Origin of the sequence: Janthinobacterium sp. BJB301, from assembly GCF_002735685.1 — a bacterium.
In the GTDB taxonomy this organism is placed as follows: domain Bacteria; phylum Pseudomonadota; class Gammaproteobacteria; order Burkholderiales; family Burkholderiaceae_D; genus Janthinobacterium; species Janthinobacterium lividum.
Map to the genome: position 1 here is coordinate 754,083 of NZ_PDZJ01000002.1, position 25,384 is coordinate 779,466.

Sequence of the window (25,384 nt, forward strand, 5' to 3'; positions counted from 1 at the left end):
TGCGCCAGATTGTACCGTCTCAGACCGGCGCGGGCAGCTTGCGGCGCTCCAGCACTTCAAACAGGACCATGCCGGCCAGCATGGCGCCCACAAACAGCCACGCTTTCGGCTGGCCCGCCAGCAGGGATACGAGGGCGGGACCGGGACAAAAACCGGCGATGCCCCAGCCCACGCCAAAGGCCAGGCTGCCCAGCAGCAAGCGCCGGTCGATGCGCCGCGATGCCGGCAACTGCATGGGCTCGCCCAGCAGAGCCGTGCTGCGCCGGCGCGCCAGCCAGAAGGCTGGCAGGGCCACGCCGATGGCGCCGCCCATCACCAGCGCCAGCGACGGATCCCAGGCCCCGGCCAGGTCGAGGAAAGCGAGCACCTTGGCCGGATTGCCCATGCCGGAGACGATCAGGCCCAGGCCAAAGAGGAGGCCGCTCAACAGGGAAAGGATCAGCTTGCTCATAAGCTTGCTCACAGATGGCGCAACAGATACACGGTGAGGAATCCGGCCGCCATGAAGGCGATGGTGGCCGCCAGCGAACGGGGAGACAGGCGCGACAGGCCGCACACGCCGTGGCCGCTGGTGCAGCCGGCGCCATAGCGCACGCCCACGCCCACCAGCAGGCCCGCGACGATCAGGGCCGGCGTGCCCGCGTCGATCTGCACGGGCGGCAAGGCTTGCCATAATTGGTACAGCAGGGGCGTGCCGATCAGGCCGGCAAGAAAGGCGATGCGCCAGCCCAGGTCGCCACTGCGCGGCCGCAGCAAGCCGCCGAGGATGCCGCTGATGCCGGCGATGCGCCCATTGAACAGAATCAGCAGGGCAGCCGCCAGGCCGATCAGCATGCCGCCGGCCAGCGAGGCCCACGGCGTGAAGTGCTGCCAGGCTATGCTCATGGCCGCCTTCAGTCCGCTTCGTCGTTGAAGGTGGGGCGCGGCGCGCAAAATTGCGCGTACAGCACTTGCAGCACGGCCAGCACGGGCGGGCTGGCGACGCGGTAATAAATCTGCTTGCCATCGCGCCGCGTGGCCACCAGCATCTCTTCGCGCAGCACGCCCAGCTGCTGCGACAGGGTCGGCTGGCCGATGCCCACTTTTTGTTCGAGGTCGCTGACGCAATGCTCGCCCTGCGATAGCTGGCACAGCAGCATCAGGCGGTCGGCATTGCCCATGGCCTTGAGCAGCGAGCTGGCCTTGTAGGCCGAGCCACGCATGGCGTCGAGGTTGTATGCGTGTTGCGGTGTTGCGACTGTCTCCATCTTGCCCTCCCACAGGCGGTCATATTGATCATCATGCGATAAACAATATACTAATCAATATACTGTTTTCCTGCTGGCGATTCGCACAAAAAAACAACAGTGTTTTTTGGCGATAGCGTGCTCATGCAAAGTGTGCGGCAACGATCATGTTTACGCTATCAAAATGACAAATATTCGTAATAAAGAGGAAATAAACGTATCAAAATTGTCACGATCTATGCTGTAATGGGAGAACAGCAGAAAAACCATGATACGCCCCCGTACAGGCGAATTATCCGTCCATGCGCAAGCCGGTTTCGGCTGCGCCGCGCGGTGAACAACAGGGAGAGCACGATGAGTATCTATCAGCCGTTATGCGTGGCCTTGCTGGCGCTGTCGGCCAGCACATGGAGCGTGGCGGCAGTCAGCGACACGGCGGCCGGCAAGCAGCAGGAAACCGGTGAACGCGTGGCGATCGATGAAAGCATCAGCTTGAATAATAATCCCGGCTGGGAAACGCCGGACTTGCCGTATGCACGCCTGCTTGCCAGCAGCGCGGCCGCGGCACCGCACTGGAGCACCAGTGGCGCGCACCATGTGGCCCTGGCGCCGCCCAGGCCCTTGACGGCCGCGCCCGCACAGCAAGCCCACGTGCCGGCCCCCGTGCCTGAAGCGAGCATGTACTCGATGCTGCTGGTGGGATTGGGCCTGGTGGCCTTGAGCCTGCACGGCGAAAAACAGGAAAAATTCGATAACTGACGGCGCCAGCACTGGCAAGGCGCTGCTGAAAAACATTCCGCCTGGTGCGGAATGTTTTTTTATAGCGTCATCATTTGTCCAGCAGGCGGCAGACCCGTTCGATATTCCCCACCGGAATGCCCGACTTCAGGGCCCGCGCGATGCAGCCCGCCTTGTCCGGGCCCGAGGCGGAAATGAGCACGAAGGCCGTCACCACCACGCTGATGGCCACGAGCACGATCAAGACCCCCTTGACGATATCCCAGTTCATTGCGTCTCAACAATGTCATACGTAAAGTCATAATAATGCTTGCCGTCCTCAATGCGGATGGCCAGGCTGCCGGTGAGCCCTTGCAACTGCTGCGTCCCCGTATCGGGCACCACCGTCACCGACAAAGCGGGCGCGCCGCGCGTCATGGTGCCGCTGTGCTGCAAATAAAAACTGCCATGGCGCCCGTCCAGGCTGCCTTCCACCCGCTCCAGCGCCACATAGCCTGCCGAACCGGCCACGCTGGCGCGCGCGCTGAGCATCTCGCCCTGCGCGCTGGCGTCGAGGGCGCCGTGGTAGCGCTTGTCGAGCGACAAGCGCCCCAGCCCCGATTGCGCGGCCGTGTCCGACAAGGTTTCCGGGGTGATGCTGACGTCAAAGGTTCCGGTAATGAAAGGCATCAGTGCTCCTTGGTCGATGTGACTGCCGCATCCGCCCCGTTCAGCAGCGCATGTAATTTTTGTATGGTGGCCCAGTTGCGCGAGGTGACGCCATCGCCCAGCAGCACGCCCAGGGCCGCTACCACCTTGCTGGCCAGCACGCCATCGGGACACCAGGCATACGCGGCCCATCGCCCCAGCGCCAGCGCTTCCGGCTGCCACGGCTGCTGCAAGAGCGGCGCCAGACGCTGGACGTCGGCCGGATTGTTCAGCACCAGCACCAGCAGCCGGGCCGCATCGGCCGCTGGCGCCAGGGGGTTTTGTTCGATCAGTTCGGCAAACTGGCTGGCCGACAGCACCGTCACCCTGGCCGCCACGCCCAGTTTCAGCACCAGCGCTTCCTCGATGCAGGCGGCGGCGTCGGCCGGCGCAACCTTGCCTCCGTCATACACGACGTTGCCGCTGTTGAGCACGGTACGCACCTGCGCAAACCCCAGGTCGCCCAGCAGCTTGCGCAAGTCGGCCATGGCCACGCGCTTGGCGCGGCCCACATTGATCCCGCGCAACAGCGCCACCTGCTGACTGTTTTCCATCTGTGCCATGTATTGTCTCCTTGCCTATGCCTGGCCGGCAGGACCGCTGGCGGCGCCTTCCGGCAATGGCGTCACCTTGGGCAGGCGCAGCAGGAACGTCGCGCCCTGCCCCAGCGTGCTGCTGACCGTGATGGTGCCGCCAAACTGCTTGGCAATCAAGTTGAATACGATATTCAAGCCCAGGCCCGTGCCGCCCTGTCCGCGCCGCGTGGTGACAAACGGGTCGAACACGCGGTCGAGCATGTCCGGCGCGATGCCGCGGCCATCGTCGCGCACCTGCATGGCGATCCAGTCGTTATCGCCAAGCACGCCGATATGGATATGGCCGTCCGTATCCGCATCAAAGGCGTGCTCGACGCAGTTCAAGACCAGGTTGGTCAGCACCTGCGCCAGCGCGCCCGGATAGCTGTCGAGCATGATGCCGGGCGGGCAATCGATATCGATGCGGATGTGCGTCTTTTTCAGGGTCGGCTGCAGGCTCGAAATCACTTCACCGATATAGTCGCGCAATTCGAACAAGCGGCGCGCCTCGCTGACCTGGTCGACGGCGATCTGCTTGAAACTGTGGATCAGGTGCGCGGCGCGATAGGCATTGTTCATGATCAGCCGCGCGCTTTCGCCGGCCGTTTCCAGGTAGCGCACGATATCGGTCTTCTTCACGCTGCCGCCGGCCACCGCCGTGCTGATGGCATCGGTGGCCTCCTTCAGCACCGAGGCGCTGGTCAGCGCGATGCCGACCGGGGTGTTGATTTCATGCGCCACGCCGGCCACCAGGCTGCCCAGCGAGGCCAGGCGTTCCGACTGCAGCAACGATTCCTGCGCGCGGCGCAGCTCGTCCATGGCCTGCGCCGTTGCCTGCTGCGAGCGGCGCGCCATGTCCTCCGCCTCGCGGCTGCCCTCGATGATGGACTTGAGCTTGCGCTGCACGGCATTGAAGCCGCGGATCACGTCGCCCAGCTCGTCGCGCCGGTTTTCCGGCAGCTCCTCGACATCGTCACTGCCGCGCGTGGCCAGATCGAACAAGCCGTCGCGCAACTGTTTCAAGGGCCCGAAGACGATGCGCAGGCTCAGCGCCAGGGCGCCCACCAGAATGATGTCAAGCAGCAACACTTCCAGCACCTTGCGCCGCACTTCGCCGCGCAGGGCCGCATCGATCTGGGCGCGGCTGAAATTGACGATGACCTTGCCGACGATCACGGGCTTTCCACCCGTGGCCGCGGCCACGGCGTCGCGAAACACCAGCGGCGCCTCGACGGGCGTGCCGCCCATGGCCACGTCGGCCGTCAGCGGCACCAGGGTGCCAGCCGCGTCGCGCACTTCGCCCGCGAACAGGCCGACGGAGGCGTCGTAGACGCGGATGCCGACCAGTTCCGGCGGCAGCATTTCGGCCGCGACGATGCTGTCGACCTTGGATTTATCGAGGTCCCACAGGGCGGAAGGCAAACTCGTCTGCAAGCGCGTGAGCACGCCGCTGCGCAGGCGCGCGCTGCCCGATTCGAGTTCCTTGCTCAAGGTATATTGGGTATAGGTACCCGAAATGCCCAGCACCAGGGTGACGATCACGACAAAAAGCAGGGTCAGCCGGACTTGGATACTCACCATCAATCAACACTCCCCGGGCCAGGCCGGTCGCCGGCCCGCGGCGCGGGCGCAGATACGTCAGCGGACAACAGCCTGAATCAAATGTACGGTATGACATGCTTATTGGCAAGATTTACAGCAATACCGTTTTCCACCGGGCCTTGATACAGGTTGAGACATTGCGTCATGGCAATGGTAATATCCCGCAATCATCTAAGGAGTCGTCATGGCGGTCATGCATCAACATCTACCCCTGGAACAAGTTCGTCCTGGCATGGTCTTGTCGGATGTCTTGCTCGATGCGCATGGACAAGTGCTGTTGCCGCAAGGCGCGGTATTGACTGAAAACATGCTGGCCCTGATGCCGCGCCACAACATCGACATGCTGCCGATCCAGGCGCCGCCACCGTCGCCCGAAGAAATCGCCGCGCAACAGGCGGCCGACAGCGAACGGCTGGCCTACTTGTTCCGCAAGCATGACCCGGAGGATCCCCTGGACGCGGCCACCACCTTGCTGCGCAGCTATGTCACGGCATACCGCCTGGGCACGGGAGAGGCCGCATGAGCGCCCAGCTGACCCTCGACGACATCGTCGCCCACCTCGACGATTTGCCCTCGCTGCCCGCCGTCGTCATGGAACTGCTCAACAGCATCGACCAGGAAGACGTCGATATTTCCGTGCTGGCCAAAAAAGTGTCGTACGACCAGGCACTGACGGCGAAAACCCTGCGCCTGGCCAACTCGTCGCAATACGGCTTGCAAGTGAAGGCCACCACCATCCAGCAGGCGATCACGTACCTGGGCTTCCAGACCACGCGCAGCCTGATCACGTCGGCCGCCATCACGGGCTGCTTCCCGGAAGGTCGCTGCCCCGGCTTCGACGACAAGGCCTTCTGGCGCCATTCGGTGGCAACAGCCGCCTGCGCCAAGGTGCTGGCGCGGCAGATCCGCTTCAACCAGGATTACGCCTTCACGGCCGGCTTGCTGCACAACATCGGCCGCCTGGTGCTGGTCAGCAGCTTTCCCGCGCATTACGCGCAAGTCATCGCGCACCAGGCGGCGCACGATTGCAGCCTGCTCGAAGCGGAGCAAACCGTGCTGGGCGTGGACCACGTGCAGGCCGGCGTGGCGCTGGCCGAACACTGGAATTTTTCCGATACCATGCGCCTGGCGCTGGCCAACTACCTGCAGCCGGAAACGCCGGGGGCAGGCTTCCTCGCATCGCTGATCCACGTGGCCAATGCGCTTGTTTGCGCGCTCGACCTGGCGCAGGCGGGCGACGACATGGTGCCGCGCGTCTCGCCGGTGGCCTGGGATGCGCTGGGACTGGGCGAAGACACGTATCTGCAGCTGTTCCGCGAAACGGAGCTGCGCTACGATGAAATCACCTCGGCCTTGCTAAGCTGATTGCTTAAGCGAACTCGGCAGGCACAGCCGCAAACGCAAACGGCTCTCGCTGCGAGGCGAAAGCCGTTATAGGTACTGCGGTACGTCCATGCTGCCCGGTCCACGCCAGCCTGTTGCCGCCAGCAGCTACGCAAGCGGCACAGTCAGCGTACAACCACCACATCAGTGCGCGTAATTCGATTCTTGCGCATCGCCGCGGTCTTCCGCTTTTGGACGGCCCTGGGCGTCGGACAGACGATACTTGGTGCGGCGGTCGCCCATCAAGTCACGCAGGTCACGAATGCTCATGCCCGTCACTTCGTGCATGCGGATCAGCAGCGAGGCGCCGACCGGCAAGCGGTGGTGGCGGATCTTGCTGATGACCGGTGGCGCCACTTCAAGCAGACGCGACAGGGCTGCATCGTTTTTCAGCTGCATCTTGCTCAGCAGAATGTCCAGCAGGTGGTTCGGGTTGTAACTCTCTTGCGATGCTAATGCATGATGTGCCATGATTTTTCCTCGTCTGGTGAATGTAGAAAATAATGCCGATACGAACTTAAGGCTGGCTTAGAGTGTTCAAATAAACGTCTTCCATCGGATTCAGCCCTCCCTCCTTATCGCACTGCCTGTACAGGACTCGCACTGCCACGCCCAGCCAACGTACGCAACTTGCCGCGTGAATAAAGACACTCAAAGCACGTATGACTCGCCAAAAATGAATTGCATATAAGGCAATATACTAGCCCAAACACGCAGCATCTGCGCCTCGCGCAAACTTCCTGATTGTTAAATATCAATCAAGCTGCTGGTTGGCTTGGCAACGATGCTATTTCAACACATTAGGATGCCAGCGGGCGCACACAAGGCTTTGCAGCAACTTGTTACAAATCAATGGTGTCGCACGGCAATAAATGCTTTTGAGCACCACGTCACATGGCGGCATATGCAGGCGGCAACCTTGTCGGCAAGGTAAGCACAACATGGCCCGCCCCGGCGTTTTACGCTAAACTATGGCCTGAACTTGCAGCGAGCCTGCCGCCGGGCAGCCAGAGGCGCCAGGCCGGTCATCCACCGCGCCCGCCCTGAGCGGCCCCCTGCGCTGCAGCATCCCGCCCAGCCATCTTGTTTGCCGCCACATTTACCGATAAGCGCCCAACTCCATGCAGAAAAAAGTATTCATTAAAACCTTCGGCTGCCAGATGAACGAGTACGACTCGGACAAGATGGCCGACGTGCTGGGCGCCTCCGATGGCCTGGTGCGCACGGACACGCCGGAAGATGCCGATGTGATCCTGCTCAATACCTGCTCCGTGCGCGAAAAGGCGCAGGAAAAAGTGTTTTCCGACCTGGGCCGTCTGCGCGACCTGAAGCTGGCCAAGCCGCACCTCTTGATCGGCGTGGGCGGCTGCGTGGCGTCACAGGAAGGCGACGCCATCGTCAAGCGCGCGCCGTATGTCGACATGGTCTTCGGCCCGCAAACCCTGCACCGCCTGCCGCAGATGATCGAGTTGCGCCGCTCCAGCGGCGCCTCGCAAGTGGACATCAGCTTCCCGGAAATCGAAAAATTCGACCACATGCCACCGGCCAAGGTCGAGGGCGCTTCGGCGTTCGTCTCCATCATGGAAGGCTGCAGCAAATATTGCAGCTACTGCGTCGTGCCCTACACGCGCGGCGAGGAAGTCTCGCGCCGCTTCGAGGACGTGCTGACGGAAGTGGCGGGCCTGGCCGCCCAGGGCGTCAAGGAAATCACCCTGCTGGGGCAAAACGTGAACGCCTACCGCGGTGCGATGGAAGGCGGAGAGATCGCCGACTTCGCCCTGCTGCTCGAATACGTGGCCGACATCCCCGGCATCGAACGCATGCGCTTCGTCACCAGCCACCCGAAGGAATTCACGCAGCGCCTGATCGACGCCTATGCGAAGATCCCGCAACTGGTCGACCATTTGTATCTGCCGGCGCAGCACGGCTCCGACAAAATCCTCGGCGCCATGAAGCGCGGCTACACGGGCCTCGAATACAAGTCCATCATCCGCCGCATCCGCGCCGTGCGCCCGAACATGGCCATTTCGTCCGACTTCATCGTGGGATTTCCTGGCGAGACGCAGGCCGACTTCGACGCCATGATGAAGCTGATCGCGGACGTGGGCTTCGACAACAGTTACAGCTTCATCTTCAGCAAGCGCCCCGGCACGCCGGCCGCCAGCCTGGAAGACGATACGCCGCACGAAGTCAAGCTGGCACGGCTGCAGCAGCTGCAGGCGGCCATCGACGCCAACACGCGCAAATACAGCCTGGCCATGGTGGGCACGGTGCAAACCATCCTCGTCGAAGGCCGCTCCAAAAAGGATACAGACGATAGCGAACTGCAAGGCCGCACGGAAAACAACCGCGTGGTCAATTTCGACGCCGGTCCCGACGGCTTGCAATTGACCGGCCAGCTGGTCGACGTGCGCATCACCGAAAGCCATTCCTACACCCTGCGCGGCGAACTCGTCGCCAGCGCACCCGCATTGAAAAGAGCCAGTTGAAAACCAAAGCCCCGATACAGCCGCATTACTTCATCCCCGAGCCGCTGGACAACACGCGCCTGGCGCACCTGTGCGGCCCCCTCGATGAAAACCTGCGCCAGATTTCCGCCGCCCTCGACGTGACGATCTTCCGCCGCGGCGAGAAATTCATCGTCGGCGGCAGCAATGCCGAACGCGCCGTGGAAATCCTCGAGCAGTTCTACGCCATCGCCAACAAGGTCGTGCCGCTGGAGGAAGTGCAGCTGGCCCTGGTGGAACAGCGCGCGGGCCTGTCCGCCGCCTCGGAACACCACGCCAACGCGCCCGCCAGCACCTTCGTCGAGCCGGATATCGCCAGCCCCGTGCTGAAAACGCGGCGCTCCGACCTGCGCGGGCGCACGCCGCACCAGATCGCCTACCTGCGCGACATCCTCGAACACGACATCAGCTTCGGCGTGGGCCCCGCCGGAACGGGTAAAACCTATCTGGCCGTCGCCTGCGCCGTCGACGCGCTCGAACGCGACGCCGTCAAGCGCATCATTTTGACGCGCCCGGCCGTCGAAGCGGGCGAGCGCCTGGGCTTTTTGCCGGGCGACCTGGCGCAAAAGGTCGATCCGTATCTGCGTCCCCTGTACGATGCGCTGTATGATTTGCTGGGCTTTGACCGCACGCAAAAGCTGTTTGAAAAACAGGTGATCGAGATCGCCCCGCTGGCCTACATGCGCGGGCGCACCCTGAACCACGCGTTTGTCATCCTCGATGAGGCGCAAAACACCACCGTCGAACAGATGAAGATGTTTTTGACGCGCATCGGCTTCGGCAGCAAGGCCGTGGTGACGGGCGACGTCACGCAAGTCGACCTGCACAAGAGCCAGACGAGCGGCCTGATCGACGCCGTGCATGTGCTGAAAGACGTGCGCGGCATCGGCTTCACGCAATTTAACAGCACCGACGTGGTGCGCCACCCGCTCGTCGCGCGCATCGTCGACGCCTATGAAACGGCGCAGGCGGCCGGCGCCGACGCCGCCCAGTTACTCCCCTTGTTGAAACCAGCTGCCGCCAAAAATGTCCGAAAAAAATAAACTGTCCCTGTCCGTGCAATACCCGGATGCCCGCCTGGAAACCCTGATCACGCGCCCGAAAGTGCGCCGCTGGGTCAAGGCGGCCCTGTTCGCCCCCGCCGAATTCACGATCCGCTTCGTCGACGCGGAAGAAGGCCGTACCCTGAACCGCGACTACCGCGAAAAGGATTACGCCACCAACGTGCTGACGTTCGCCTACAACGAAGGCGAAGAGTTGAATGACGACGAGCCGACGCGCGCCGACATCATCCTGTGCACGGACGTGCTGGAGAAGGAAGCGGCGGAGCAGAAGAAGAGCGTGGAAGAGCACACGGCCCATTTGATCGTGCACGGCGTGCTGCATGCGCAGGGTTACGACCACATGGATGACGAGGAAGCCACCGAGATGGAGGGCCTGGAAACGGACATCCTCGCGAAACTCGGCATTACCGACCCGTACAAGGAGTAAGAGCATGGGAACCTGGGCACTGGATGCCTTCGGCAACGACTACGCCATGGATTGGGCGCAGGATTTGCACGAATATAAAACCCTGGAACTGGTCGAGACGACGCTCGACAACGTCATCGACAGCCAGGAAGCGCAACTGGAGGCGCCGTTCGCCGCCGAAGCGCTGGCCGCGCTGGAAGTGATCGCGCGCCTGCTGGGCAAGCCGGGCGAGGACGATCCGGCCACCGCGGAAGTGGACGAATGGGTGGCCGCCTGCAAGAAGAAGGTCACGCCGCCGCTGCTGGAAAAAGCACGCCTGGCCTTCGACAAGATCGGCGGGGAAGCGTCGGAACTGCGCCAGCTGTGGCAGGACAGCGAGCATTTCGCCGACTGGCAGGCCGACGTGGCGGCCCTGCGCGCGCGCGTGCTGGGCGCGGACGCCTGAAACGTCGGGCAACGGCGCACTTCAACATATTAAATTTGCATCAAAAGCGGGGAAATCCGGTATTCCCCCACTTTTGGTGTATCCTATATCCCTTCGCAACAACGGCTCACGCCTCCTATGCCCGAGCACCCTAGTGGCGTCAGAACTGACGTCAAGCCCCACCGGTCACTGTTTGAACGCCTGACCGCACTCATTTCCCCCGAGCCAGAGAACCGTGCAGAATTGCTCGAAGTTCTACACGATGCGCATGAACGCAAGCTGATCGACGCCGACGCCCTGTCGATGATCGAAGGCGTGTTTCAGGTATCGGATCTCTGCGCGCGCGACATCATGATTCCCCGTTCGCAAATGGATGTCATCGACATCAGCAAGCCGATCGAGGAATGGATGCCGGAAGTCCTGTCCACCGCCCACTCGCGCTTCCCCGCGATCGAAGGCGAGCGCGACAAGGTCATCGGCATCCTGCTGGCGAAAGACTTGCTGCGTTATTACGCAGAAGAAACTTTCGACGTCCGCGACATGCTGCGCCCCGCCATCTTCATCCCCGAATCGAAACGCCTGAATGTGCTGCTGCGCGATTTCCGCGCCAACCACAATCACATGGCCATCGTCGTCGATGAATACAGCGGCGTCGCCGGCCTGATCACCATCGAAGACGTGCTGGAACAGATCGTCGGCGATATCGAGGATGAATACGACTTCGACGAAGCCGAGGACAATATCCTGTCGCTCAAGGAAGGCCAGTTCGGCCCCCGCTGGCGCGTCAAGGCGCTGACCGAGATCGAGCAGTTCAACGAGGAAGTGGGCAGCCACCTGGTCGACGACGACGTCGACACCATCGGCGGCCTCGTGTCGAAGTATCTGGGCCGCATGGCGCACAAGGGCGATATTTTCGACCTGGGCAATTTGCGCTTCGAGGTGCTGCGCGCCGATGCGCGCCAGGTGCACGTGCTGCTGGTCGAGCGCCTGCCCAACGTGCCGGAACTGGAACTCTGACATGCGCGTGCTGTAAATGCGTTTCAGACGCGCTGACCCCAACGCCCCCGCCAAACCGCCCCGCAGCATAGGGGCGCGCATGCTGACTGCCGCCGTTGCCGGCGCCGTCGCGGTGCTGGCGTTCGCCCCTTTCGGCTACTGGCCCCTGCAAATCCTCAGCCTGGGCGTGCTGTTCTACCAGGTGCTGCGCGCGGCGAACGTCAAGGCCGGCGCGCTGATCGGCTGGGCCTACGGTTTTGGCTGGTGCGCGGCCGGCACGCACTGGCTGTATATCTCCATGCACCGCTATGGCGACATGGCCGCGCCGATCGCGGTCATCGCCGTGGCCCTGCTGGCCCTCCTGATGGCCATTTACGTGGCCATGGCCATGGGCGCGGCCGCCTGGCTGCGCCAGCGCTGGGTGCTGTCCCTGCCCGCCATGACCTTGCTGGTGCTGCCCGCCACCTGGACGCTGTTCGAATGGACGCGCGGCTGGCTGTTTACGGGTTTCCCTTGGCTGGCCACCGGTTACGCCCACAATGCCAGCCCGCTGGCCGGCTTTGCCCCCATCGTCGGCGCGTATGGCCTGGGCTGGCTGGCGGCGCTGTCGGCCGGCGCCCTGCTTTTGCTGACGCACCGCACGCGCTGGTTTGCGCTGGGCGGCGTCATCGCGCTGTACGCGGCAGGCATCGGCTTGCAGTACGTGGCGTGGACGCACCCGGTCGGACGCCCGATCACGGTGCGCCTGTTGCAGGGCAACGTGCCGCAGCAGCAGAAATTCGACCCCGGCTTCGTGCTGGGCGCCCTGCACATGTACCAGAGCGCCATCACCAGCGCGCCGGCCGACCTGATCGCCACGCCGGAAACGGCCGTCACCGTGCTGCCGCACCAGCTGCCGCCCGGCTATCTGGATAGCCTGGCGGCTTATTCTCAGCAGACGGGCAGCACGATTTTGGTCGGCATGCCCGTGCTCGACGAGCAGCAGCGCTTCTACAATGCGGCCCTGGGGATCACGCCCAACGGCGCGCCGGGACCGTATTACCAGTACCGCAAGCACCATCTGGTGCCGTTCGGCGAATTCGTGCCGCCCGGCCTGCACTGGTTTGTCGCCATGATGGCCATCCCGCTGGGCGACATGGGCCGCGGCGCGGAAGTGCAGGCGCCGCTGCAGGTGCGCGACCAGCTGGTGCTGCCGAATATCTGCTACGAAGATTTGTTTGGCGAGGAAATCGCGGGCCAGCTGGCCAGCGCCCACCGCCATGGCAAGCAGTCGGCGTCCGTGCTGCTGAATATCTCGAACCTGGCCTGGTTCGGCGACTCGATCGCCATCCCGCAGCATTTGCAAATTTCGCAGATGCGCAGCCTGGAAACGGGCCGCCCGATGCTGCGCTCGACGAACACGGGCGCCACCGCCGTCATCGACGGCAAGGGCGTGGTGCAAAGCCTGCTACCGCCGGAACAGCAAGCCACCCTGGCGGCCAAGGTGCAAGGCATGGGCGGCATGACGCCATACATTCTGTACGGCAACAAACTGGTGCTGGCCCTGGCCGCGCTGGCCCTGCTGGCGGCCTTCCTGCTGTCGCGCGCCGCCCGCCGCGGCCGCGCCGGGCAGCAATAAGCGGCCGATATTGCCCGAAGAGTCACAGTGGGCCCGTAAAAACCGCTAAAATTAGCAAAACCCCGGCCCGGACACGCTTGACTGGCAGCGTCCGGGCTTCAAGCAAACCTTAACAGCGCGCAGTCTCCCGCGCGGCGAACTCATACGATGCTCACATTTCAACAAATTATCCTGACCTTGCAAACCTATTGGGACAAGCAAGGTTGCGCCCTGCTCCAGCCTTACGACATGGAAGTCGGCGCCGGCACCTTCCACACCGGTACCTTCCTGCGCGCGATCGGCCCGGAACCCTGGCGCGCCGCGTATGTGCAGCCGTCGCGCCGCCCGAAAGATGGCCGCTATGGCGAAAACCCGAACCGCATGCAGCACTACTACCAGTACCAGGTGGTGCTCAAACCTGCGCCGGAAAACATCCTCGACCTGTATCTGGGTTCGCTGGCCGCGCTGGGCCTGGACTTGAAGCAGAATGACGTGCGCTTCGTCGAAGACGACTGGGAAAGCCCGACCCTGGGCGCCTGGGGCCTGGGCTGGGAAGTCTGGCTGAACGGCATGGAAGTGACCCAATTTACCTACTTCCAGCAAGTGGGCGGCCTCGATTGCAAGCCCGTGCTGGGCGAGATCACCTACGGCATCGAACGCCTGGCCATGTATCTGCAAGGCGTGGAAAACGTGTATGACCTGGTGTGGACCGAGTGGGAAGAAAACGGAGTCACGAAGAAGCTGACCTACGGCGACGTCTTCCACCAGAACGAGGTGGAGCAATCGACCTACAACTTCGAGCACGCGAATACGGACCTGCTGTTCGAACAGTTCGGCAACTACGAAGCGGAAGCGAAGCGTTTGATCGAGCTGCAACTGACCCTGCCCGCCTACGAAAAGATCATGAAGGCTTCGCACAGCTTCAATATGCTCGACGCGCGCGGCGCCATCTCGGTGACGGAACGCGCCGCCTACATCGGCCGCGTGCGCACCCTGTCGCGCCTGGTGGCGCAGGCGTATTACGACTCGCGCGAGCGCCTCGGTTTCCCGATGCTGCCCGCCGCAGACCAACCCGCCGCCGCTTGATCGCCTAGCTCATACACCGCCGTACCAGACAAGAACACCATGAACCAAACACTGCTCATCGAACTGCTGACCGAAGAACTGCCGCCGAAAGCGCTGGCCAAACTGGGCGCCGCCTTCACGGCCGGCATCGTCAACGGCCTGAAAGCGCGCGACTTCCTGGAAGCCGACAGCGTCGCCACCAGCTACGCCTCGCCGCGCCGCCTGGCCGTCTCCATCACCAACGTGCGCGAAGTCTCGCCCGACAAATCGATCCGCGAAAAAGTCCTGCCTGTCTCCGTGGCGCTGGACGCGAACGGCAACGGCACGCCGCCGCTGGCCAAGAAACTGGCAGCACTGGGCTTCCCCGAGCTGACGGTGGCCGAGCTGGAACGCGCCGTCGACGGCAAGGCCGAAAGCTTCTTCTACACCTACACGGCGCCAGGCAGCCAGCTCGCCACCGGCGCGCAGGCTGCATTGACGGAATCTTGCGCCAAGCTGCCGATTCCAAAGCTGATGAGCTATCAGCGCCCGGACGGCACCACCGTGCAATTCGTGCGCCCGGCCCACAGTCTGATCGCCCTGCACGGCATCAATATCCTGCCGTTGACCCTGCTGGGCTTGACGGCCGGCCGCACCACCCTGGGCCACCGCTTCCTCACCGATGGCGAACCGATCACCATCGCGCACGCGGAAAACTATGCGCCTTCGCTGATCCTCAACGCCAGCGTCATCGCCAGCAACGAGGAACGCAAGGAGCGCATCCGCGCCCAGTTGCTGGACAAGGCAGGCGCCGACCAGGTGCTGATGCCCGAAGCGCTGCTCGATGAAGTCACCGCTCTGGTCGAATGGCCGGTCGTGTATGAATGCCATTTCGAGGAAGAATTCCTGGCCGTGCCGCAGGAATGCCTGATCCTCACCATGCAGACGAACCAGAAATACTTCGCCCTGACGGACAGCGAAGGCAAGCTGCGCTCGCGCTTTTTGATCGTCTCGAACATCGAGACGGACACGCCAGAGCACATCATCGGCGGCAACGAGCGCGTCGTGCGCCCGCGCCTGTCCGACGCCAAGTTCTTCTTCGAGCAAGACAAGAAGAAGACCCTAGCAGCGCGTCTGCCGCTGCTGGCCAACGTGGTCTACCACAACAAGCTGGGCACGCAAGCGGCCCGCACAGAGCGCGTCAAGTCGCTGGCCGGCGCCATCGCCGCCAAGCTGCAATATGACGTGGCCCTGGCCGAACGCGGCGCCCTGTTGGCCAAGGCCGATCTGCTGACCGACATGGTGGGCGAATTCCCCGAACTGCAAGGCATCATGGGCACGTATTACGCGCGCCATGACGGCGAACCGGAAGAGGTGGCGCTGGCCGCCTCCGAACACTACCAGCCGCGCTTTGCCGGCGACAGCCTGCCGACCACCGGCACCGGCACCGCCGTGGCCCTGGCCGACAAGCTCGAAACCCTGGTCGGCATCTGGGCCATCGGCCTGGCGCCGACGGGCGACAAGGATCCGTTCGCGCTGCGCCGCCACGCCTTGGGCGTGCTGCGCATGCTGCTGGAAAAGCGCTTGCCACTGTCGATCCAGGGCTTGCTGGCCGATGCCGCCGCGCAGTTCGCAACGGTGCCCGGCTTCAAGGATCCGGTCGCGGATGTCACCACCTTCATGCTGGACCGCCTGCGCGGCATCCTGCGCGAACGCGGTTTCTCGCCGAATGAAATCGAAGCCGTCGTGGCGCAAAATCCGGACCGCCTGGACGACATCGTGCAGCGCCTGGAAGCCGTGCAGGCGTTTGCCGCCCTGCCGGAAAGCGCCTCGCTGGCCGCCGCCAACAAGCGCATCACGAACATTCTGAAAAAGAACGAGGAAGCCGTCAGTCAGGTTGCCGCCGGTGGCGTGAACGTGGCGCTGCTGCAGGATGAAGCGGAGAAAAAACTGGCCGCCGCCGTTTCGCGCGTGCAGCCGGAAGTCGACGCGGCCTTTGCCAAGGGCGATTTCACCAGCACCCTGCAAACCCTGGCGCAGCTGCGCGACGATGTCGATGGCTTCTTCAATGACGTGATGGTGATGGCCGAGGATGTCGCCCTGCGCAACAACCGCCTGGCCTTGCTGTCGTCCTTGCACGGCATGATGAACCGCGTGGCCGACATTTCCAAGCTGGCGGCATAATGGGTACTCCGGCGCTGAAACTGATTATTCTCGACCGCGACGGCGTCATTAATCATGACTCGCCGGACTTCATCAAGTCGCCGGCCGAATGGCTGCCGATCCCCGGCTCGCTCGAAGCGATCGCCCGCCTGAACCAGGCTGGCTATCGCGTCGTCATCGCCTCGAACCAGTCGGGCATCGCGCGCGAATATTTCGACATGACGGTGCTGAACGCGATCCACCAGAAGATGCACACCCTGGCGCAGCAGGTAGGCGCCGATATCGACGCCATCTTCTTTTGCCCGCACGCGGGGGCGGACAATTGCGACTGCCGCAAGCCCAAGCCCGGCATGTTCCATGAAATCTCGCAGCGCTACAACACCAGCCTGAAAGGCGTACCCACCGTCGGCGATTCGCTGCGCGACCTGCAGGCCGGCTTCATCAGCGGCTGCGTACCCTACCTGGTATTGACGGGCAAGGGTGAAAAGACCAACGAAACAGGTGGCCTGCCGCCTGGCACCCAGGTCTTCCCCGACCTGGCCGCCGTCGTCAGCCACCTGCTCAAGGCGCCCGCCGCAGCGGCGCCCAGCGTGGCATTGAGTATCTAATCTTCGGAGAACCGCATTGCGTAATATTTCCCTGTTCCTGCGATCCCTGCTGTTCATGATCATCATGATCGTGGCCACCATCGTCTGGGCCTGCGTGTGCTTTTTTGCCGCGCCATTGAGCTACAACAAGCGCTATTGGGTCACCTCGCGCTGGAACGTGTTTATCCTGTGGTGTGCCAAGGTCATTTGCGGCATCCGCTATGAAGTCAAGGGCGCCGAGAACTTCCCCGACGCGCCGGCCATCGTGCTGTCGAAGCACCAGTCGGCATGGGAAACCATCTTTTTACTTCCCAGCCTGCCACGCCCGCTCGTGTATGTGTTCAAGAAGGAGATTTTGTACATCCCGTTCTTCGGCTGGGCCATGGCGCTGCTGCGCATGATCCCCATCGACCGCAAGCAGGGCAAGCATGCGTTCAAGAGCGTGGTCGCGCATGGCAAGCGCCGTCTGGCCGATGGCCAATGGATTATCATGTTCCCTGAAGGCACGCGCATTCCCGTGGGCCAGACGGGCAAGTACAAGAGCGGCGGCACGCGTCTGGCCATCGCCACGGGCGCCGTGGTGGTGCCGATTGCACACAACTCAGGCGAGTGCTGGCCCAAGCAGTCATTCCTCAAACGCCCGGGACTGATCACCGTCTCGATAGGCAAACCGATTTCGCCGGAAGGGCAAACCCCGGACAGCATGATGCAACAGGTGGAAAATTGGATAGAATCAGAAATGCGCGTCATTTCGCCTCACGCCTACAACGCTGGCTAGACGGCATCAGCGCGGTCATCCAGGAGCCGACACTGCGCCAGCAGATGAAGACCATCAAGGTCGGCGACCAGCAACTGGATTTGTTCGCGCATGACGTCTCGACCAGCACGCCCCCGGCGGTGCGCCCCACGGCACCGCCAGCGCCGCCCGTGGCGCCACCGGTAGTGGCGCCCGCGCCCCCCATCATTCGTCCTGCCCCGCCTCCCCTGCCTTCTCCGCCACGCACCGCCGATGGCCCGCCGCTGCGCCAGCTGCAACTGGGCAGCCACCTCGTCGAATTCGCCCTGCGCCGCTCCACGCGCCGTTCCATCGGCTTCATGATCGACGATAACGGCTTGCGCGTCACGGCGCCCAAGCGCGTCACCCTGGCCGAAATCGACAACGCCATCCGCGCCAAGCAAGGCTGGATCGTCTCGAAGCTGCTGGAGCGGGGCGAGCGCAAGGTGCAGCGCCAGCAGCGCCCGCCCGTGGCCTGGGTCGATGGCGCCGTGCTGCCCTACCTCGGCGGCGACATCACCCTGCGACTGCACCAGGCGCCGCGCCACCGCGCCAGCTTCCAGCGCGAGACGAATGAGCTGCACGTATGGGTCACGCCCACGGGCAGCGAGCAGCAATTGAAGGAAAAAGTGAAGGGCTGGTTCCAGCATGAAGCGCGCCAGCTGTTCGAGGCGCGGCTGGACCTGTATGCGGACAAGCTGGGCGTGCGCTACGACTCATTGTCGCTATCGTCGGCCGGCACGCGCTGGGGCAGCTGCACCATCGAGCGCAAGATCCGCCTGAACTGGCGTTTGATCCACTTCGCCCTGCCGCTGATCGACTACGTGGTGGCGCACGAACTGTCGCACCTGCTGGAAATGAACCACAGCCCCCGCTTCTGGGCCACCGTGGAATCGATCTATCCCGATTACGACGGCGCCAAGCAGGCGCTCAGAAAACGCTCGCAAGAGCTGCCAGTCCTGTTCGCGTAAACAACATTGTTGGCGTCGCCTGTCGGATTACGCGCAAGCGCTAATCCGACCTACCTCGATCACGGCAGTAGGTCGGATTAGGCCGCAGGCCGTAATCCGACAACATTGTTGGCCGTGCATCCATCACGGCAACAGGGGCTGGATCGCCGCTATCGTGCGCGGCGTGGCGCCCCGGTGCTGGTTGGCAAACGCCAGCGCTTTTTCTCCCATAGCCGCCAGGCGCGCGGGATCCTGCAGCAGGGCCGACGCCTGCGCCATCAGCGCATCGGCGTCTGCCACCAGCGCGGCGCCGCCGGCGGCAATCGCCTGCTCGGTCACCAGCGCGAAATTGAAGGTGTGGGGACCGATCAGCACGGGCTTGCCCAGGGCTGCCGGCTCGATCAGGTTTTGCCCGCCCAGCGGCAGCAGGCTGCCGCCGACGAAAGCGCAATCGCAGGCTGCATAGTACGCAAACATCTCGCCCATCGAGTCGCCCAGCAGCACCTGCGTGGCCGCCGCAACGGCATCGCCTTGCGCCAGGCCGGACCTGCGCTGCACGGCCAGGCCCTGCGCCGCGATCAGTTTTTCCACTTCGTCGAAGCGCTGCGGATGGCGCGGCACGACCAGCAGCAGCGCGTCAGGTGGCAGGCTGGCGCGCGCCAGCGCTTCGAGGATCAGCGGCTCTTCCCCTTCGCGCGTGCTGGCGCACAGCAGCACGGGACGTGCGCCGATGGCTGCGCGCAGCGCCGCCCCCGTCGCCAGCGCCGCCTCGGGCACGACGACGTCGAACTTGATGCTGCCCGTGACGACCACGTCCCGCACGCCCAGCTGGCGCACGCGATCGGCGTCGTCCTGCGTCTGCGCCGCCACCAGGGTGATGCCGCGCGCCGCATCGGTGATGAGCTTACCCAGGCGCTGCGCCTTGCCTAGCGAGCGCTGCGACAATCGCGCATTGGCCAGCACCACGGGCACTTTGTAGCGATTGCATTGGTGGATCAGATTCGGCCACACTTCCGTCTCCATCAGGATGCAGATGCGCGGCGCGAAATGGCGGATGAAGCGGGCCGGCATGGCGCCCGTGTCGTACGGCAGATAGCTTTGCACGAGACGCGTGCCGTGTTTGGCGAACAGGGACTTGCCCGTGGCGCGCCCCGTCGGCGTCATGTGCGTGAGGACGATGCGGCAAGCGGGCCATGCGGCCAGCAGCGCATCGATCAGCGGCTCGGCCGCGCGCGTCTCGCCGACGGAAACGGCGTGCAGCCAGATGGTGTCCATGGCAGGCGCTGGCTGGCGCCCGTAAAAGCCCAGGCGCTCGCCCCAGTACTGGCGGTAGCCGGGTTCCTGGCGTCCGCGCAGCCACAGCCGCGCCAGCACCAGTGGCAAGGCCAGCCACCAGGCAAGGGTATAAAGAAGTCGCATGATTGTTTGATGTTGAAGTCAGGCGGGAGGATAGTCGGCCAGCAGGCGCTGCGCCGCGGCCAGCACTTCCGGCACGCCGGGCGGCGCGCCTTTGTCGCCCAGGTTGATGATTTTCGGCGACCAGTTGCCTTCCGTTTTCCACAACGGGGAATCGGCATAGATTTCCACCGTCGGACGCACAAAGGCGGCGGCGATATGCGTCAGGCCCGTGTCGACGCCGATCACCAGCGCCGCATGGCGCGCCAGCAGGGTGGCGTCGCCCATCGACAGCTTAGGCAGCACGCGCGCATTCGGCAGGCCGGCCGCCACTTGTTCGGCTTCCGCCTTTTCCTTGGGCGAACCCCAGGGCAGCAGAATCGGCATGGGCGCGAGCGCCTGGCCCAGGGAGATCCAGTTTTCCGGCGCCCATTTCTTGGCGTCGCGCGCCGTGCCGTGGAAATACACGCAATAGGGCGCCTCACCCATCCAGTCCGGGCGCGGCTCGCTGCCGGATACTTCCGGCAAGCCGAAATCGGCCGGCGTGTCGATGGTGTAGCCGAGTGCTGCGGCGGCCACCAGGCGGCCGCGCGCTACCGCATGCGTGCGCGGGTCGAGGGGAATGCTTTTCGTGTGAAACAGACGCGAGATGCCTTCATAGCCGGAACCTTCGCTGCCATTGGCCAGGCCGACTTTCTGTCCGCCCGGCGCCAGGCGCGCGGCGCCCATGATGATGCCCGTCTTGAGCAGGCCCTGGGTATCGAACACATAATCGTAGCGCGTCTGCCGCAGGCTGCGGAAGAAGGCGGCGATTTCCGCGCGCGTCTCTTTCTTGCCCAGGCTCTTGCGCCAGCGCCGCAGCGCGAACGGGAAGATGGTAGCCACGCGCGGGTTCAGGCGCACCAGGCTGGTATAGCCCTCCTCGACCACCCAGTCGATGGTCGCGTTCGGGAAATGGCGGGCGATGTCCGCCACCATCGGCAAGTTATGCAGCACGTCGCCCAGCGAAGATACCCGCACGAGCAGGATTTTCAAGGGCGCCTGTGCGCCAGGTTGACCGGCCATGCTGTCAGAACGGCAGGACAGCGTCTGGCTTGGCCGCCAGGATCACGCTCTTGAACTGTCCCTGGATGCGCGCCAGGGCTTCCGGCGTTTCCGCTTCGAAGCGCATGACGATCACCGGCGTGGTGTTCGACGAGCGGGCAAGGCCGAAGCCGTCCGCGTATTCCACGCGCAAGCCGTCGATAGTGATGATCTGTTCATTGCCGGGGAAGACGGCGTCGCGGCGCAGCATGTCCATCAGCGCGACGTTCTCGCCCTCCTTCAGTTCCAGGTGCAGTTCCGGCGTGCTGTCGGACTGCGGCAGGGAATTGAGCAGGCTTGACGGATCCGCTTCGCGCGTGAGGATTTCCAGCAGGCGCGCAGCCGAATACAGGCCGTCGTCGAAACCGTACCAGCGGTCCTTGAAGAAGATGTGGCCGCTCATTTCGCCGCCCAGCGGCGCGCCCGTTTCCCGCAGCTTGGCTTTCACCAGCGAGTGGCCCGTCTTGTACATCAGCGGCACGCCGCCATGCTTGCTGATCCACGGCGCCAAGTGGCGCGTGCATTTCACGTCATACAAAATCTGCGCGCCTGGGTGGCGGGTCAGCACGTCGGCGGCAAACAGCATCATCTGGCGGTCAGGGTAGATGATCTGGCCATCCTTGGTGACCACGCCCAGGCGGTCGCCGTCGCCGTCGAAGGCGATGCCGATTTCGGCATCCGTCTCGGCCAGGCAGCGGATCAGGTCTTGCAGGTTTTCCGGATGCGCCGGGTCCGGGTGGTGGTTCGGGAAATTGCCATCGACTTCGCAGAACAGTTCGATGACTTCGCAGCCCATGCCACGGAACAGGTCGCCCGCGAATGCGCCGGCCACGCCATTGCCGCAGTCGACGGCGATCTTGATCGGGCGCGCCAGCTTGACGTCGCCCAGGATGCGCTCCAGGTAAGCGGCGCGGATATCGTGCGTGGCATAGCTGCCCGGTGTGCTGCTGGCGCTGCCGTCGTGCGCGACGATGCTGTGGTACAGGGCCTGGATCGCTTCGCCGTGAATGGCTTCACCGGCCAGCACCATCTTGAAGCCGTTGTAGTCGGGCGGATTGTGGCTGCCCGTGACCATGATGCCGGAGCGCGTGTCGAGCACATTCGTGCCGAAATAAACCATCGGCGTAGCCACCACGCCCAGGTCGATCACATCGATGCCTGCCGCTTGCAAGCCCTGCGCCAGCGCTGCCGTCAATTCCGGTCCCGACAGGCGGCCATCGCGGCCGATCACGACCCGCTGCTCGCCCTTGGCCAGGGCTGCCTGGCCAAATGCCTGACCGATCTTGTGCGCCACGCTGGCATCGAGGGTTTTAGCGATGATGCCGCGGATATCGTAGGCCTTGAAGATCGTTCTGGACAATGGAAGCATGGTGTGGGCGGTATAAGTAAGGGAATAGTAGGGTGCCTGGCAAGGTGCAGCGAGCGGCTGACAGCTTGCTACTGCGCCAAGAGTATACCGAATTATACGCGCAGCAGATCGATCGACTTGCCCGATTCCACCCACTGCTTGACCCACAGCGGCTGGCGGCCACGGCCTGTCCATTGCTCGGTCGCATTGTCAGGGTGGCGGTAACGCACCGCGACCTTGCCCGTGCGCGGGTGCAAACCATCGAGTATCAGCTGTTTCAGCGGAATGCCCGCCTGCTGCGCGATGGCCATGATCTGTTCGCGCGCCTTGTTCAAGTCTTCGCGCTCGCGGCCGTTCAATTCCTGCTTCACATTATCTTCCAGCTTGCGCAATTCCAGCATTGTCATCGTTGACAGATCCATCCGGTACATCCTTTACATTAATTTAAATAATAAAATTACGGGAAATATACTACATTGTATAAACAGCTGCGCACCGTTGCATAATCCATCAACTATTGAATCGCGGCCATCAGCGTATTTATCTGCTCAACATTAAGATTCAATGAAGAATATGCCGAAAGCACGCGTGAAAAATAAATAAACAAGGATGCGTGGCATTCCGGAATGGCTGCGCATGCCGCTTGCAAGGCTGGCATGGCGCAGCCATCCATGCCGATAAAAGCGCTGGCCGATTATTATCGATGTACGGCAGCGGGAAATGCAGCCCTATTAAATCCCCATGCGGCATAATCGGCATCCGCTTTTTTCTTCCCGCCGGCCATGCGCGCAATTGCTCGCAGCCCCGCAATGTACCCAACGCCAAAGGGCTGGCATGCTTATAATGCAGGCGCGTAGTTCACTTCACCCCGGCACATATGAAAACTTACTTTATCGGCGATCTGCAAGGCTGCCACGCACAAACCGTCGAGCTGATCGAACGGATCCAGGCGGCAGCGGATGGCCCCTACCGCCTGCTGTTCGCGGGCGACCTGATCAATCGCGGCCCCGCATCGCTGGCCACCCTGCGCCACGTGCATGCGCTGGCGCGGCAGGGCCTGGCCGACAGCGTTTTGGGCAACCATGACTTGCACCTGCTGGCCGTGGCCAACGGCATCCGCCCCGAGCATGCGTCCGATACGCTGGCCGAGATCCTCGATGCGCCCGACCGCGAGGAATTGCTCGCCTGGCTGCGCCAACGGCCACTGGCACTGGAACACGACGGCCATGTACTCGTGCATGCGGGCTTGCTGCCGCAATGGAGCGCTGCCCAGGCCCTGTCGCTGAGCGGGGAAGTGTCCGCCATGCTGCGCAGCGACGGCTGGGTGGCGTTCCTGCGCACCATGTACGGCAACGAGCCGGCCGCCTGGAGCGACGACCTGCAGGGCGCCGACCGGCTGCGCTGCATCATCAACGCCATGACGCGGCTGCGCTTTTGCACGCCGGACGGCGTGATGGACTTCAAGATGAAGGAAAGCGGCAGCCCGCCGCCCGGCTCCGGCCTGCTGCCGTGGTTCGACGTGCCGGGACGGCGCAGCGCTGGCGACACCATCGTCTTCGGCCACTGGTCGGCGCTGGGACTGCAGTTGCGGCCACACCTGATTGGCCTCGATAGCGGCTGCGTGTGGGGCGGAAAACTGTCGGCCGTGTGTCTGGAAGACCGCTCGCTGCTGCAAGTCGACTGCCCTGCCTTCCAGCAGCACAGCGGCAAGCGGTAAGTGACAAGCATGGCGCGCATATGCTTAGTCGAAATCGGTCGTTGGCCTTGCCGCGCGTGGCCCTTATGATGCAACTTTTATGATGCAGCTTTTGCCTGTGCTATCCCATGTCCCCTGATACCGACAGACTGGCGCGCTGGCTGCTCGGCAGCCTGGAACTCGACACCGCCGTCCTGCATGTGGGCCAGTACTGCGGTCGCTGGCGCGCCTCCACGGCAGGCCGGGAACTGGGCAGCTTTCACCTGGTGCTCGATGGCCACTGCTATCTGCACCTCGATGGCGCGGCGCCAATCGCGCTCGGCCCGCGCGACGGCGTCTTCCTGCTGCGCGACTTGCCGCACTTTCTGAGTCCCCACAGCGACCCGCTGCAGGCGGTCAGCGCGCAAGCCATGCTGCCGCTGCAGGCGCCCACGAAACTGCCGGCGACGGCGCTGGCCTGCGGCTTCTTTCAATTTCGCGGTGCCCTCTCAGCGCTGATCGTCGACTCCTTCCCGCCATATCTGCTGATACGCGGCGACGCGCCCGCCTTCAGCGCCGCCGCCGCGCTGTTCGACCTGATCCTGGCGGAAGCGGGCGGCGATCCGGAACAACCGTCGCCGCTCATCGCGCGCCTGGTCGAACTGCTGTTTTTTTACCTGATCCGCCATGTGGCGCAGGGCGAGCAGGTGGCGGCCGGCCTGCTGTCGCTGCTGCACCAGCCCGCGTTTTCGCCGCTGCTCGAACGCATGCTCGACGCCCCCGCCGCCGACTGGTCGATCGAGAACATGGCCAAGGCAGCGTGCATGTCGCGCGCCAGCTTCTGCAAGCATTTCGCCAGCGCCAGCGGCCACTCGCCGGCCCAGTTCCTGCTCCTGCTGCGCATGAAGATCGCGGCGCGCCGGCTGCACGACGGCGTCTCCGTCGAACGCGCGGCCGAACTGGTGGGCTACCGCTCGCACGCCGCCTTTACGCGCGCCTTCAAGCGGGTCACGGGCGAGCAGCCGGGCGCCTACCGGCGCGACCAGCGCCTGCGCCAGCTGGCCAGCTGAAATCAAGGATCTCACAATCGCAGACGAACGAGCACAAAAGGGCGACGCTGACGTCTGTTGCGCGCACGGCATGGCCGATATAATGGCCG

28 protein-coding genes are annotated in these 25,384 nt (G+C 63.6%); 16 read left to right on the top strand and 12 right to left on the bottom strand.

All coding sequences use genetic code 11. The annotated features are described in order from the left end of the window. Positions 1–19: 19 nt before the first annotated feature. Genes CSQ91_RS16695 through CSQ91_RS16705 form a run of 3 tightly spaced genes read right to left on the bottom strand, consistent with a single transcriptional unit; the run spans position 20 to position 1,247 of the window. Positions 20–451, bottom strand: coding sequence for a YeeE/YedE family protein (locus CSQ91_RS16695; protein WP_070257440.1), 432 nt, complete (start codon positions 449–451; stop codon positions 20–22). 8 nt (positions 452–459) lie between these two features. Continuing rightward, complete coding sequence (locus CSQ91_RS16700) at positions 460–885, bottom strand: YeeE/YedE family protein (protein WP_034780106.1); 426 nt, start codon at positions 883–885, stop codon at positions 460–462. Positions 886–893: 8 nt separating this feature from the next. After that, on the bottom strand, positions 894–1,247 hold the full coding sequence (locus CSQ91_RS16705) for an ArsR/SmtB family transcription factor (protein WP_099389011.1): 354 nt from the start codon (positions 1,245–1,247) through the stop codon (positions 894–896). 333 nt (positions 1,248–1,580) lie between these two features. On the opposite strand from CSQ91_RS16705, the gene CSQ91_RS16710 reads away from it, so the two are divergent. Then, the gene (locus CSQ91_RS16710; RefSeq protein WP_143451042.1) at positions 1,581–1,985 is read left to right on the top strand and encodes a PEP-CTERM sorting domain-containing protein; all 405 of its coding nucleotides are present in this window, start codon (positions 1,581–1,583) and stop codon (positions 1,983–1,985) included. A gap of 70 nt (positions 1,986–2,055) precedes the next feature. Here CSQ91_RS16710 and CSQ91_RS16715 read toward each other — a convergent pair whose 3' ends face one another. Genes CSQ91_RS16715 through CSQ91_RS16730 form a run of 4 tightly spaced genes read right to left on the bottom strand, consistent with a single transcriptional unit; the run spans position 2,056 to position 4,807 of the window. Next, positions 2,056–2,235, bottom strand: coding sequence for a hypothetical protein (locus CSQ91_RS16715; RefSeq protein WP_034746783.1), 180 nt, complete (start codon positions 2,233–2,235; stop codon positions 2,056–2,058). Beyond that, on the bottom strand, positions 2,232–2,633 hold the full coding sequence (locus CSQ91_RS16720) for a DUF3224 domain-containing protein (protein ID WP_070257437.1): 402 nt from the start codon (positions 2,631–2,633) through the stop codon (positions 2,232–2,234). The genes CSQ91_RS16715 and CSQ91_RS16720 overlap by 4 nt, the downstream gene beginning before the upstream one ends. Then, positions 2,633–3,214: a DUF1697 domain-containing protein gene (locus tag CSQ91_RS16725; protein WP_099389013.1), complete on the bottom strand. Its 582-nt coding sequence runs from the start codon at positions 3,212–3,214 to the stop codon at positions 2,633–2,635. Before CSQ91_RS16725 ends, CSQ91_RS16720 begins: the two co-directional genes overlap by 1 nt. Before the next feature lie 15 nt (positions 3,215–3,229). Continuing rightward, positions 3,230–4,807: a sensor histidine kinase gene (locus tag CSQ91_RS16730; protein ID WP_034780121.1), complete on the bottom strand. Its 1,578-nt coding sequence runs from the start codon at positions 4,805–4,807 to the stop codon at positions 3,230–3,232. Between the two features lie 214 nt (positions 4,808–5,021). Here CSQ91_RS16730 and CSQ91_RS16735 point away from each other — a divergent pair, with 214 nt between their 5' ends. Together CSQ91_RS16735 and CSQ91_RS16740 are read left to right on the top strand one after the other, a co-directional pair. Continuing rightward, positions 5,022–5,351 carry a hypothetical protein gene (locus CSQ91_RS16735; protein ID WP_306508788.1) on the top strand — a complete coding sequence of 110 codons (330 nt, stop codon included), beginning with the start codon at positions 5,022–5,024 and terminating at the stop codon, positions 5,349–5,351. Continuing rightward, positions 5,348–6,193: an HDOD domain-containing protein gene (locus CSQ91_RS16740; RefSeq protein ID WP_092607885.1), complete on the top strand. Its 846-nt coding sequence runs from the start codon at positions 5,348–5,350 to the stop codon at positions 6,191–6,193. The genes CSQ91_RS16735 and CSQ91_RS16740 overlap by 4 nt, the downstream gene beginning before the upstream one ends. 162 nt (positions 6,194–6,355) lie before the next feature. Here the strand turns inward: CSQ91_RS16740 and CSQ91_RS16745 are convergent, their stop codons facing one another. Beyond that, positions 6,356–6,682: a hypothetical protein gene (locus CSQ91_RS16745; RefSeq protein ID WP_034746769.1), complete on the bottom strand. Its 327-nt coding sequence runs from the start codon at positions 6,680–6,682 to the stop codon at positions 6,356–6,358. 650 nt (positions 6,683–7,332) lie between these two features. Here CSQ91_RS16745 and miaB point away from each other — a divergent pair. The 11 genes from miaB to CSQ91_RS16800 all read left to right on the top strand — a co-directional run bounded on the left by miaB (position 7,333) and on the right by CSQ91_RS16800 (position 18,745). After that, positions 7,333–8,700, top strand: coding sequence for a tRNA (N6-isopentenyl adenosine(37)-C2)-methylthiotransferase MiaB (miaB, locus tag CSQ91_RS16750; RefSeq protein WP_070281530.1), 1,368 nt, complete (start codon positions 7,333–7,335; stop codon positions 8,698–8,700). Further along, positions 8,697–9,761, top strand: coding sequence for a PhoH family protein (locus CSQ91_RS16755; protein WP_034780157.1), 1,065 nt, complete (start codon positions 8,697–8,699; stop codon positions 9,759–9,761). The genes miaB and CSQ91_RS16755 overlap by 4 nt, the downstream gene beginning before the upstream one ends. After that, the gene (gene ybeY, locus CSQ91_RS16760) at positions 9,745–10,209 is read left to right on the top strand and encodes an rRNA maturation RNase YbeY (protein WP_034780171.1); all 465 of its coding nucleotides are present in this window, start codon (positions 9,745–9,747) and stop codon (positions 10,207–10,209) included. Before CSQ91_RS16755 ends, ybeY begins: the two co-directional genes overlap by 17 nt. Positions 10,210–10,213: 4 nt before the next feature. Next, positions 10,214–10,633, top strand: a complete 420-nt coding sequence (locus CSQ91_RS16765; protein WP_034780174.1) for a DUF4259 domain-containing protein — start codon at positions 10,214–10,216, stop codon at positions 10,631–10,633. Between the two features lie 117 nt (positions 10,634–10,750). After that, positions 10,751–11,629, top strand: a complete 879-nt coding sequence (locus CSQ91_RS16770) for an HlyC/CorC family transporter (protein ID WP_034746750.1) — start codon at positions 10,751–10,753, stop codon at positions 11,627–11,629. Between the two features lie 79 nt (positions 11,630–11,708). Beyond that, positions 11,709–13,226 carry an apolipoprotein N-acyltransferase gene (gene lnt / locus CSQ91_RS16775; RefSeq protein WP_099389014.1) on the top strand — a complete coding sequence of 506 codons (1,518 nt, stop codon included), beginning with the start codon at positions 11,709–11,711 and terminating at the stop codon, positions 13,224–13,226. Between the two features lie 147 nt (positions 13,227–13,373). Continuing rightward, positions 13,374–14,291 (top strand): glycine--tRNA ligase subunit alpha, encoded by a 918-nt coding sequence (glyQ, locus tag CSQ91_RS16780; RefSeq protein ID WP_034780177.1) that lies wholly within the window; start codon positions 13,374–13,376, stop codon positions 14,289–14,291. A 39-nt stretch (positions 14,292–14,330) separates the two neighbouring features. Then, entirely contained in the window at positions 14,331–16,433 is a 2,103-nt protein-coding gene (glyS, locus tag CSQ91_RS16785; RefSeq protein WP_099389015.1) for a glycine--tRNA ligase subunit beta, read from the top strand. Continuing rightward, complete coding sequence (gene gmhB / locus CSQ91_RS16790; RefSeq protein ID WP_052139990.1) at positions 16,433–17,020, top strand: D-glycero-beta-D-manno-heptose 1,7-bisphosphate 7-phosphatase; 588 nt, start codon at positions 16,433–16,435, stop codon at positions 17,018–17,020. Before glyS ends, gmhB begins: the two co-directional genes overlap by 1 nt. Positions 17,021–17,036: 16 nt before the next feature. Beyond that, the gene (locus CSQ91_RS16795) at positions 17,037–17,777 is read left to right on the top strand and encodes a lysophospholipid acyltransferase family protein (protein ID WP_034780186.1); all 741 of its coding nucleotides are present in this window, start codon (positions 17,037–17,039) and stop codon (positions 17,775–17,777) included. A 44-nt stretch (positions 17,778–17,821) separates the two neighbouring features. Next, complete coding sequence (locus CSQ91_RS16800) at positions 17,822–18,745, top strand: M48 family metallopeptidase (RefSeq protein WP_099389016.1); 924 nt, start codon at positions 17,822–17,824, stop codon at positions 18,743–18,745. A 123-nt stretch (positions 18,746–18,868) separates the two neighbouring features. On the opposite strand, the gene waaA is transcribed toward CSQ91_RS16800, so the two are convergent. From waaA to CSQ91_RS16820, 4 genes are all read right to left on the bottom strand, one after another. After that, positions 18,869–20,143 (bottom strand): lipid IV(A) 3-deoxy-D-manno-octulosonic acid transferase, encoded by a 1,275-nt coding sequence (waaA, locus tag CSQ91_RS16805; RefSeq protein WP_099389017.1) that lies wholly within the window; start codon positions 20,141–20,143, stop codon positions 18,869–18,871. Between the two features lie 18 nt (positions 20,144–20,161). Further along, a complete protein-coding gene (waaC, locus tag CSQ91_RS16810) occupies positions 20,162–21,184 on the bottom strand; it encodes a lipopolysaccharide heptosyltransferase I (protein ID WP_099389018.1) in 1,023 nt (340 codons plus the stop codon). Positions 21,185–21,188: 4 nt separating this feature from the next. Continuing rightward, a complete protein-coding gene (locus CSQ91_RS16815; protein WP_034780201.1) occupies positions 21,189–22,571 on the bottom strand; it encodes a phosphomannomutase/phosphoglucomutase in 1,383 nt (460 codons plus the stop codon). A 92-nt stretch (positions 22,572–22,663) separates the two neighbouring features. Beyond that, complete coding sequence (locus CSQ91_RS16820; RefSeq protein WP_034780203.1) at positions 22,664–22,972, bottom strand: H-NS histone family protein; 309 nt, start codon at positions 22,970–22,972, stop codon at positions 22,664–22,666. A gap of 455 nt (positions 22,973–23,427) precedes the next feature. Between CSQ91_RS16820 and CSQ91_RS16825 the strand changes: the two genes are divergently transcribed. Then, entirely contained in the window at positions 23,428–24,267 is an 840-nt protein-coding gene (locus CSQ91_RS16825) for a symmetrical bis(5'-nucleosyl)-tetraphosphatase (RefSeq protein ID WP_070281537.1), read from the top strand. 107 nt (positions 24,268–24,374) lie between these two features. Then, positions 24,375–25,295 (top strand): AraC family transcriptional regulator, encoded by a 921-nt coding sequence (locus tag CSQ91_RS16830; protein ID WP_034780206.1) that lies wholly within the window; start codon positions 24,375–24,377, stop codon positions 25,293–25,295. Positions 25,296–25,384: the final 89 nt, after the last annotated feature.

Excerpts from the sequence above, each read along its gene's own strand:
- CSQ91_RS16825 (WP_070281537.1), top strand. The coding sequence starts at position 23,428 with ATGAAAACTTACTTTATCGGCGATCTGCAAGGCTGCCACGCACAAACC.
- CSQ91_RS16745 (WP_034746769.1), bottom strand. The coding sequence starts at position 6,682 with ATGGCACATCATGCATTAGCATCGCAAGAGAGTTACAACCCGAACCAC.
- CSQ91_RS16715 (WP_034746783.1), bottom strand. The coding sequence starts at position 2,235 with ATGAACTGGGATATCGTCAAGGGGGTCTTGATCGTGCTCGTGGCCATC.
- glyS (WP_099389015.1), top strand. The coding sequence starts at position 14,331 with ATGAACCAAACACTGCTCATCGAACTGCTGACCGAAGAACTGCCGCCG.
- CSQ91_RS16695 (WP_070257440.1), bottom strand. The coding sequence starts at position 451 with ATGAGCAAGCTGATCCTTTCCCTGTTGAGCGGCCTCCTCTTTGGCCTG.
- CSQ91_RS16725 (WP_099389013.1), bottom strand. The coding sequence starts at position 3,214 with ATGGCACAGATGGAAAACAGTCAGCAGGTGGCGCTGTTGCGCGGGATC.
- CSQ91_RS16705 (WP_099389011.1), bottom strand. The coding sequence starts at position 1,247 with ATGGAGACAGTCGCAACACCGCAACACGCATACAACCTCGACGCCATG.
- CSQ91_RS16770 (WP_034746750.1), top strand. The coding sequence starts at position 10,751 with ATGCCCGAGCACCCTAGTGGCGTCAGAACTGACGTCAAGCCCCACCGG.
- CSQ91_RS16765 (WP_034780174.1), top strand. The coding sequence starts at position 10,214 with ATGGGAACCTGGGCACTGGATGCCTTCGGCAACGACTACGCCATGGAT.
- gmhB (WP_052139990.1), top strand. The coding sequence starts at position 16,433 with ATGGGTACTCCGGCGCTGAAACTGATTATTCTCGACCGCGACGGCGTC.
- waaA (WP_099389017.1), bottom strand. The coding sequence starts at position 20,143 with ATGCGACTTCTTTATACCCTTGCCTGGTGGCTGGCCTTGCCACTGGTG.
- CSQ91_RS16730 (WP_034780121.1), bottom strand. The coding sequence starts at position 4,807 with ATGGTGAGTATCCAAGTCCGGCTGACCCTGCTTTTTGTCGTGATCGTC.
- CSQ91_RS16710 (WP_143451042.1), top strand. The coding sequence starts at position 1,581 with ATGAGTATCTATCAGCCGTTATGCGTGGCCTTGCTGGCGCTGTCGGCC.
- CSQ91_RS16830 (WP_034780206.1), top strand. The coding sequence starts at position 24,375 with ATGTCCCCTGATACCGACAGACTGGCGCGCTGGCTGCTCGGCAGCCTG.
- ybeY (WP_034780171.1), top strand. The coding sequence starts at position 9,745 with ATGTCCGAAAAAAATAAACTGTCCCTGTCCGTGCAATACCCGGATGCC.
- CSQ91_RS16800 (WP_099389016.1), top strand. The coding sequence starts at position 17,822 with ATGAAGACCATCAAGGTCGGCGACCAGCAACTGGATTTGTTCGCGCAT.
- glyQ (WP_034780177.1), top strand. The coding sequence starts at position 13,374 with ATGCTCACATTTCAACAAATTATCCTGACCTTGCAAACCTATTGGGAC.
- CSQ91_RS16700 (WP_034780106.1), bottom strand. The coding sequence starts at position 885 with ATGAGCATAGCCTGGCAGCACTTCACGCCGTGGGCCTCGCTGGCCGGC.
- CSQ91_RS16735 (WP_306508788.1), top strand. The coding sequence starts at position 5,022 with ATGCATCAACATCTACCCCTGGAACAAGTTCGTCCTGGCATGGTCTTG.
- waaC (WP_099389018.1), bottom strand. The coding sequence starts at position 21,184 with ATGGCCGGTCAACCTGGCGCACAGGCGCCCTTGAAAATCCTGCTCGTG.
- CSQ91_RS16815 (WP_034780201.1), bottom strand. The coding sequence starts at position 22,571 with ATGCTTCCATTGTCCAGAACGATCTTCAAGGCCTACGATATCCGCGGC.
- miaB (WP_070281530.1), top strand. The coding sequence starts at position 7,333 with ATGCAGAAAAAAGTATTCATTAAAACCTTCGGCTGCCAGATGAACGAG.
- lnt (WP_099389014.1), top strand. The coding sequence starts at position 11,709 with ATGCTGACTGCCGCCGTTGCCGGCGCCGTCGCGGTGCTGGCGTTCGCC.
- CSQ91_RS16720 (WP_070257437.1), bottom strand. The coding sequence starts at position 2,633 with ATGCCTTTCATTACCGGAACCTTTGACGTCAGCATCACCCCGGAAACC.
- CSQ91_RS16820 (WP_034780203.1), bottom strand. The coding sequence starts at position 22,972 with ATGGATCTGTCAACGATGACAATGCTGGAATTGCGCAAGCTGGAAGAT.
- CSQ91_RS16740 (WP_092607885.1), top strand. The coding sequence starts at position 5,348 with ATGAGCGCCCAGCTGACCCTCGACGACATCGTCGCCCACCTCGACGAT.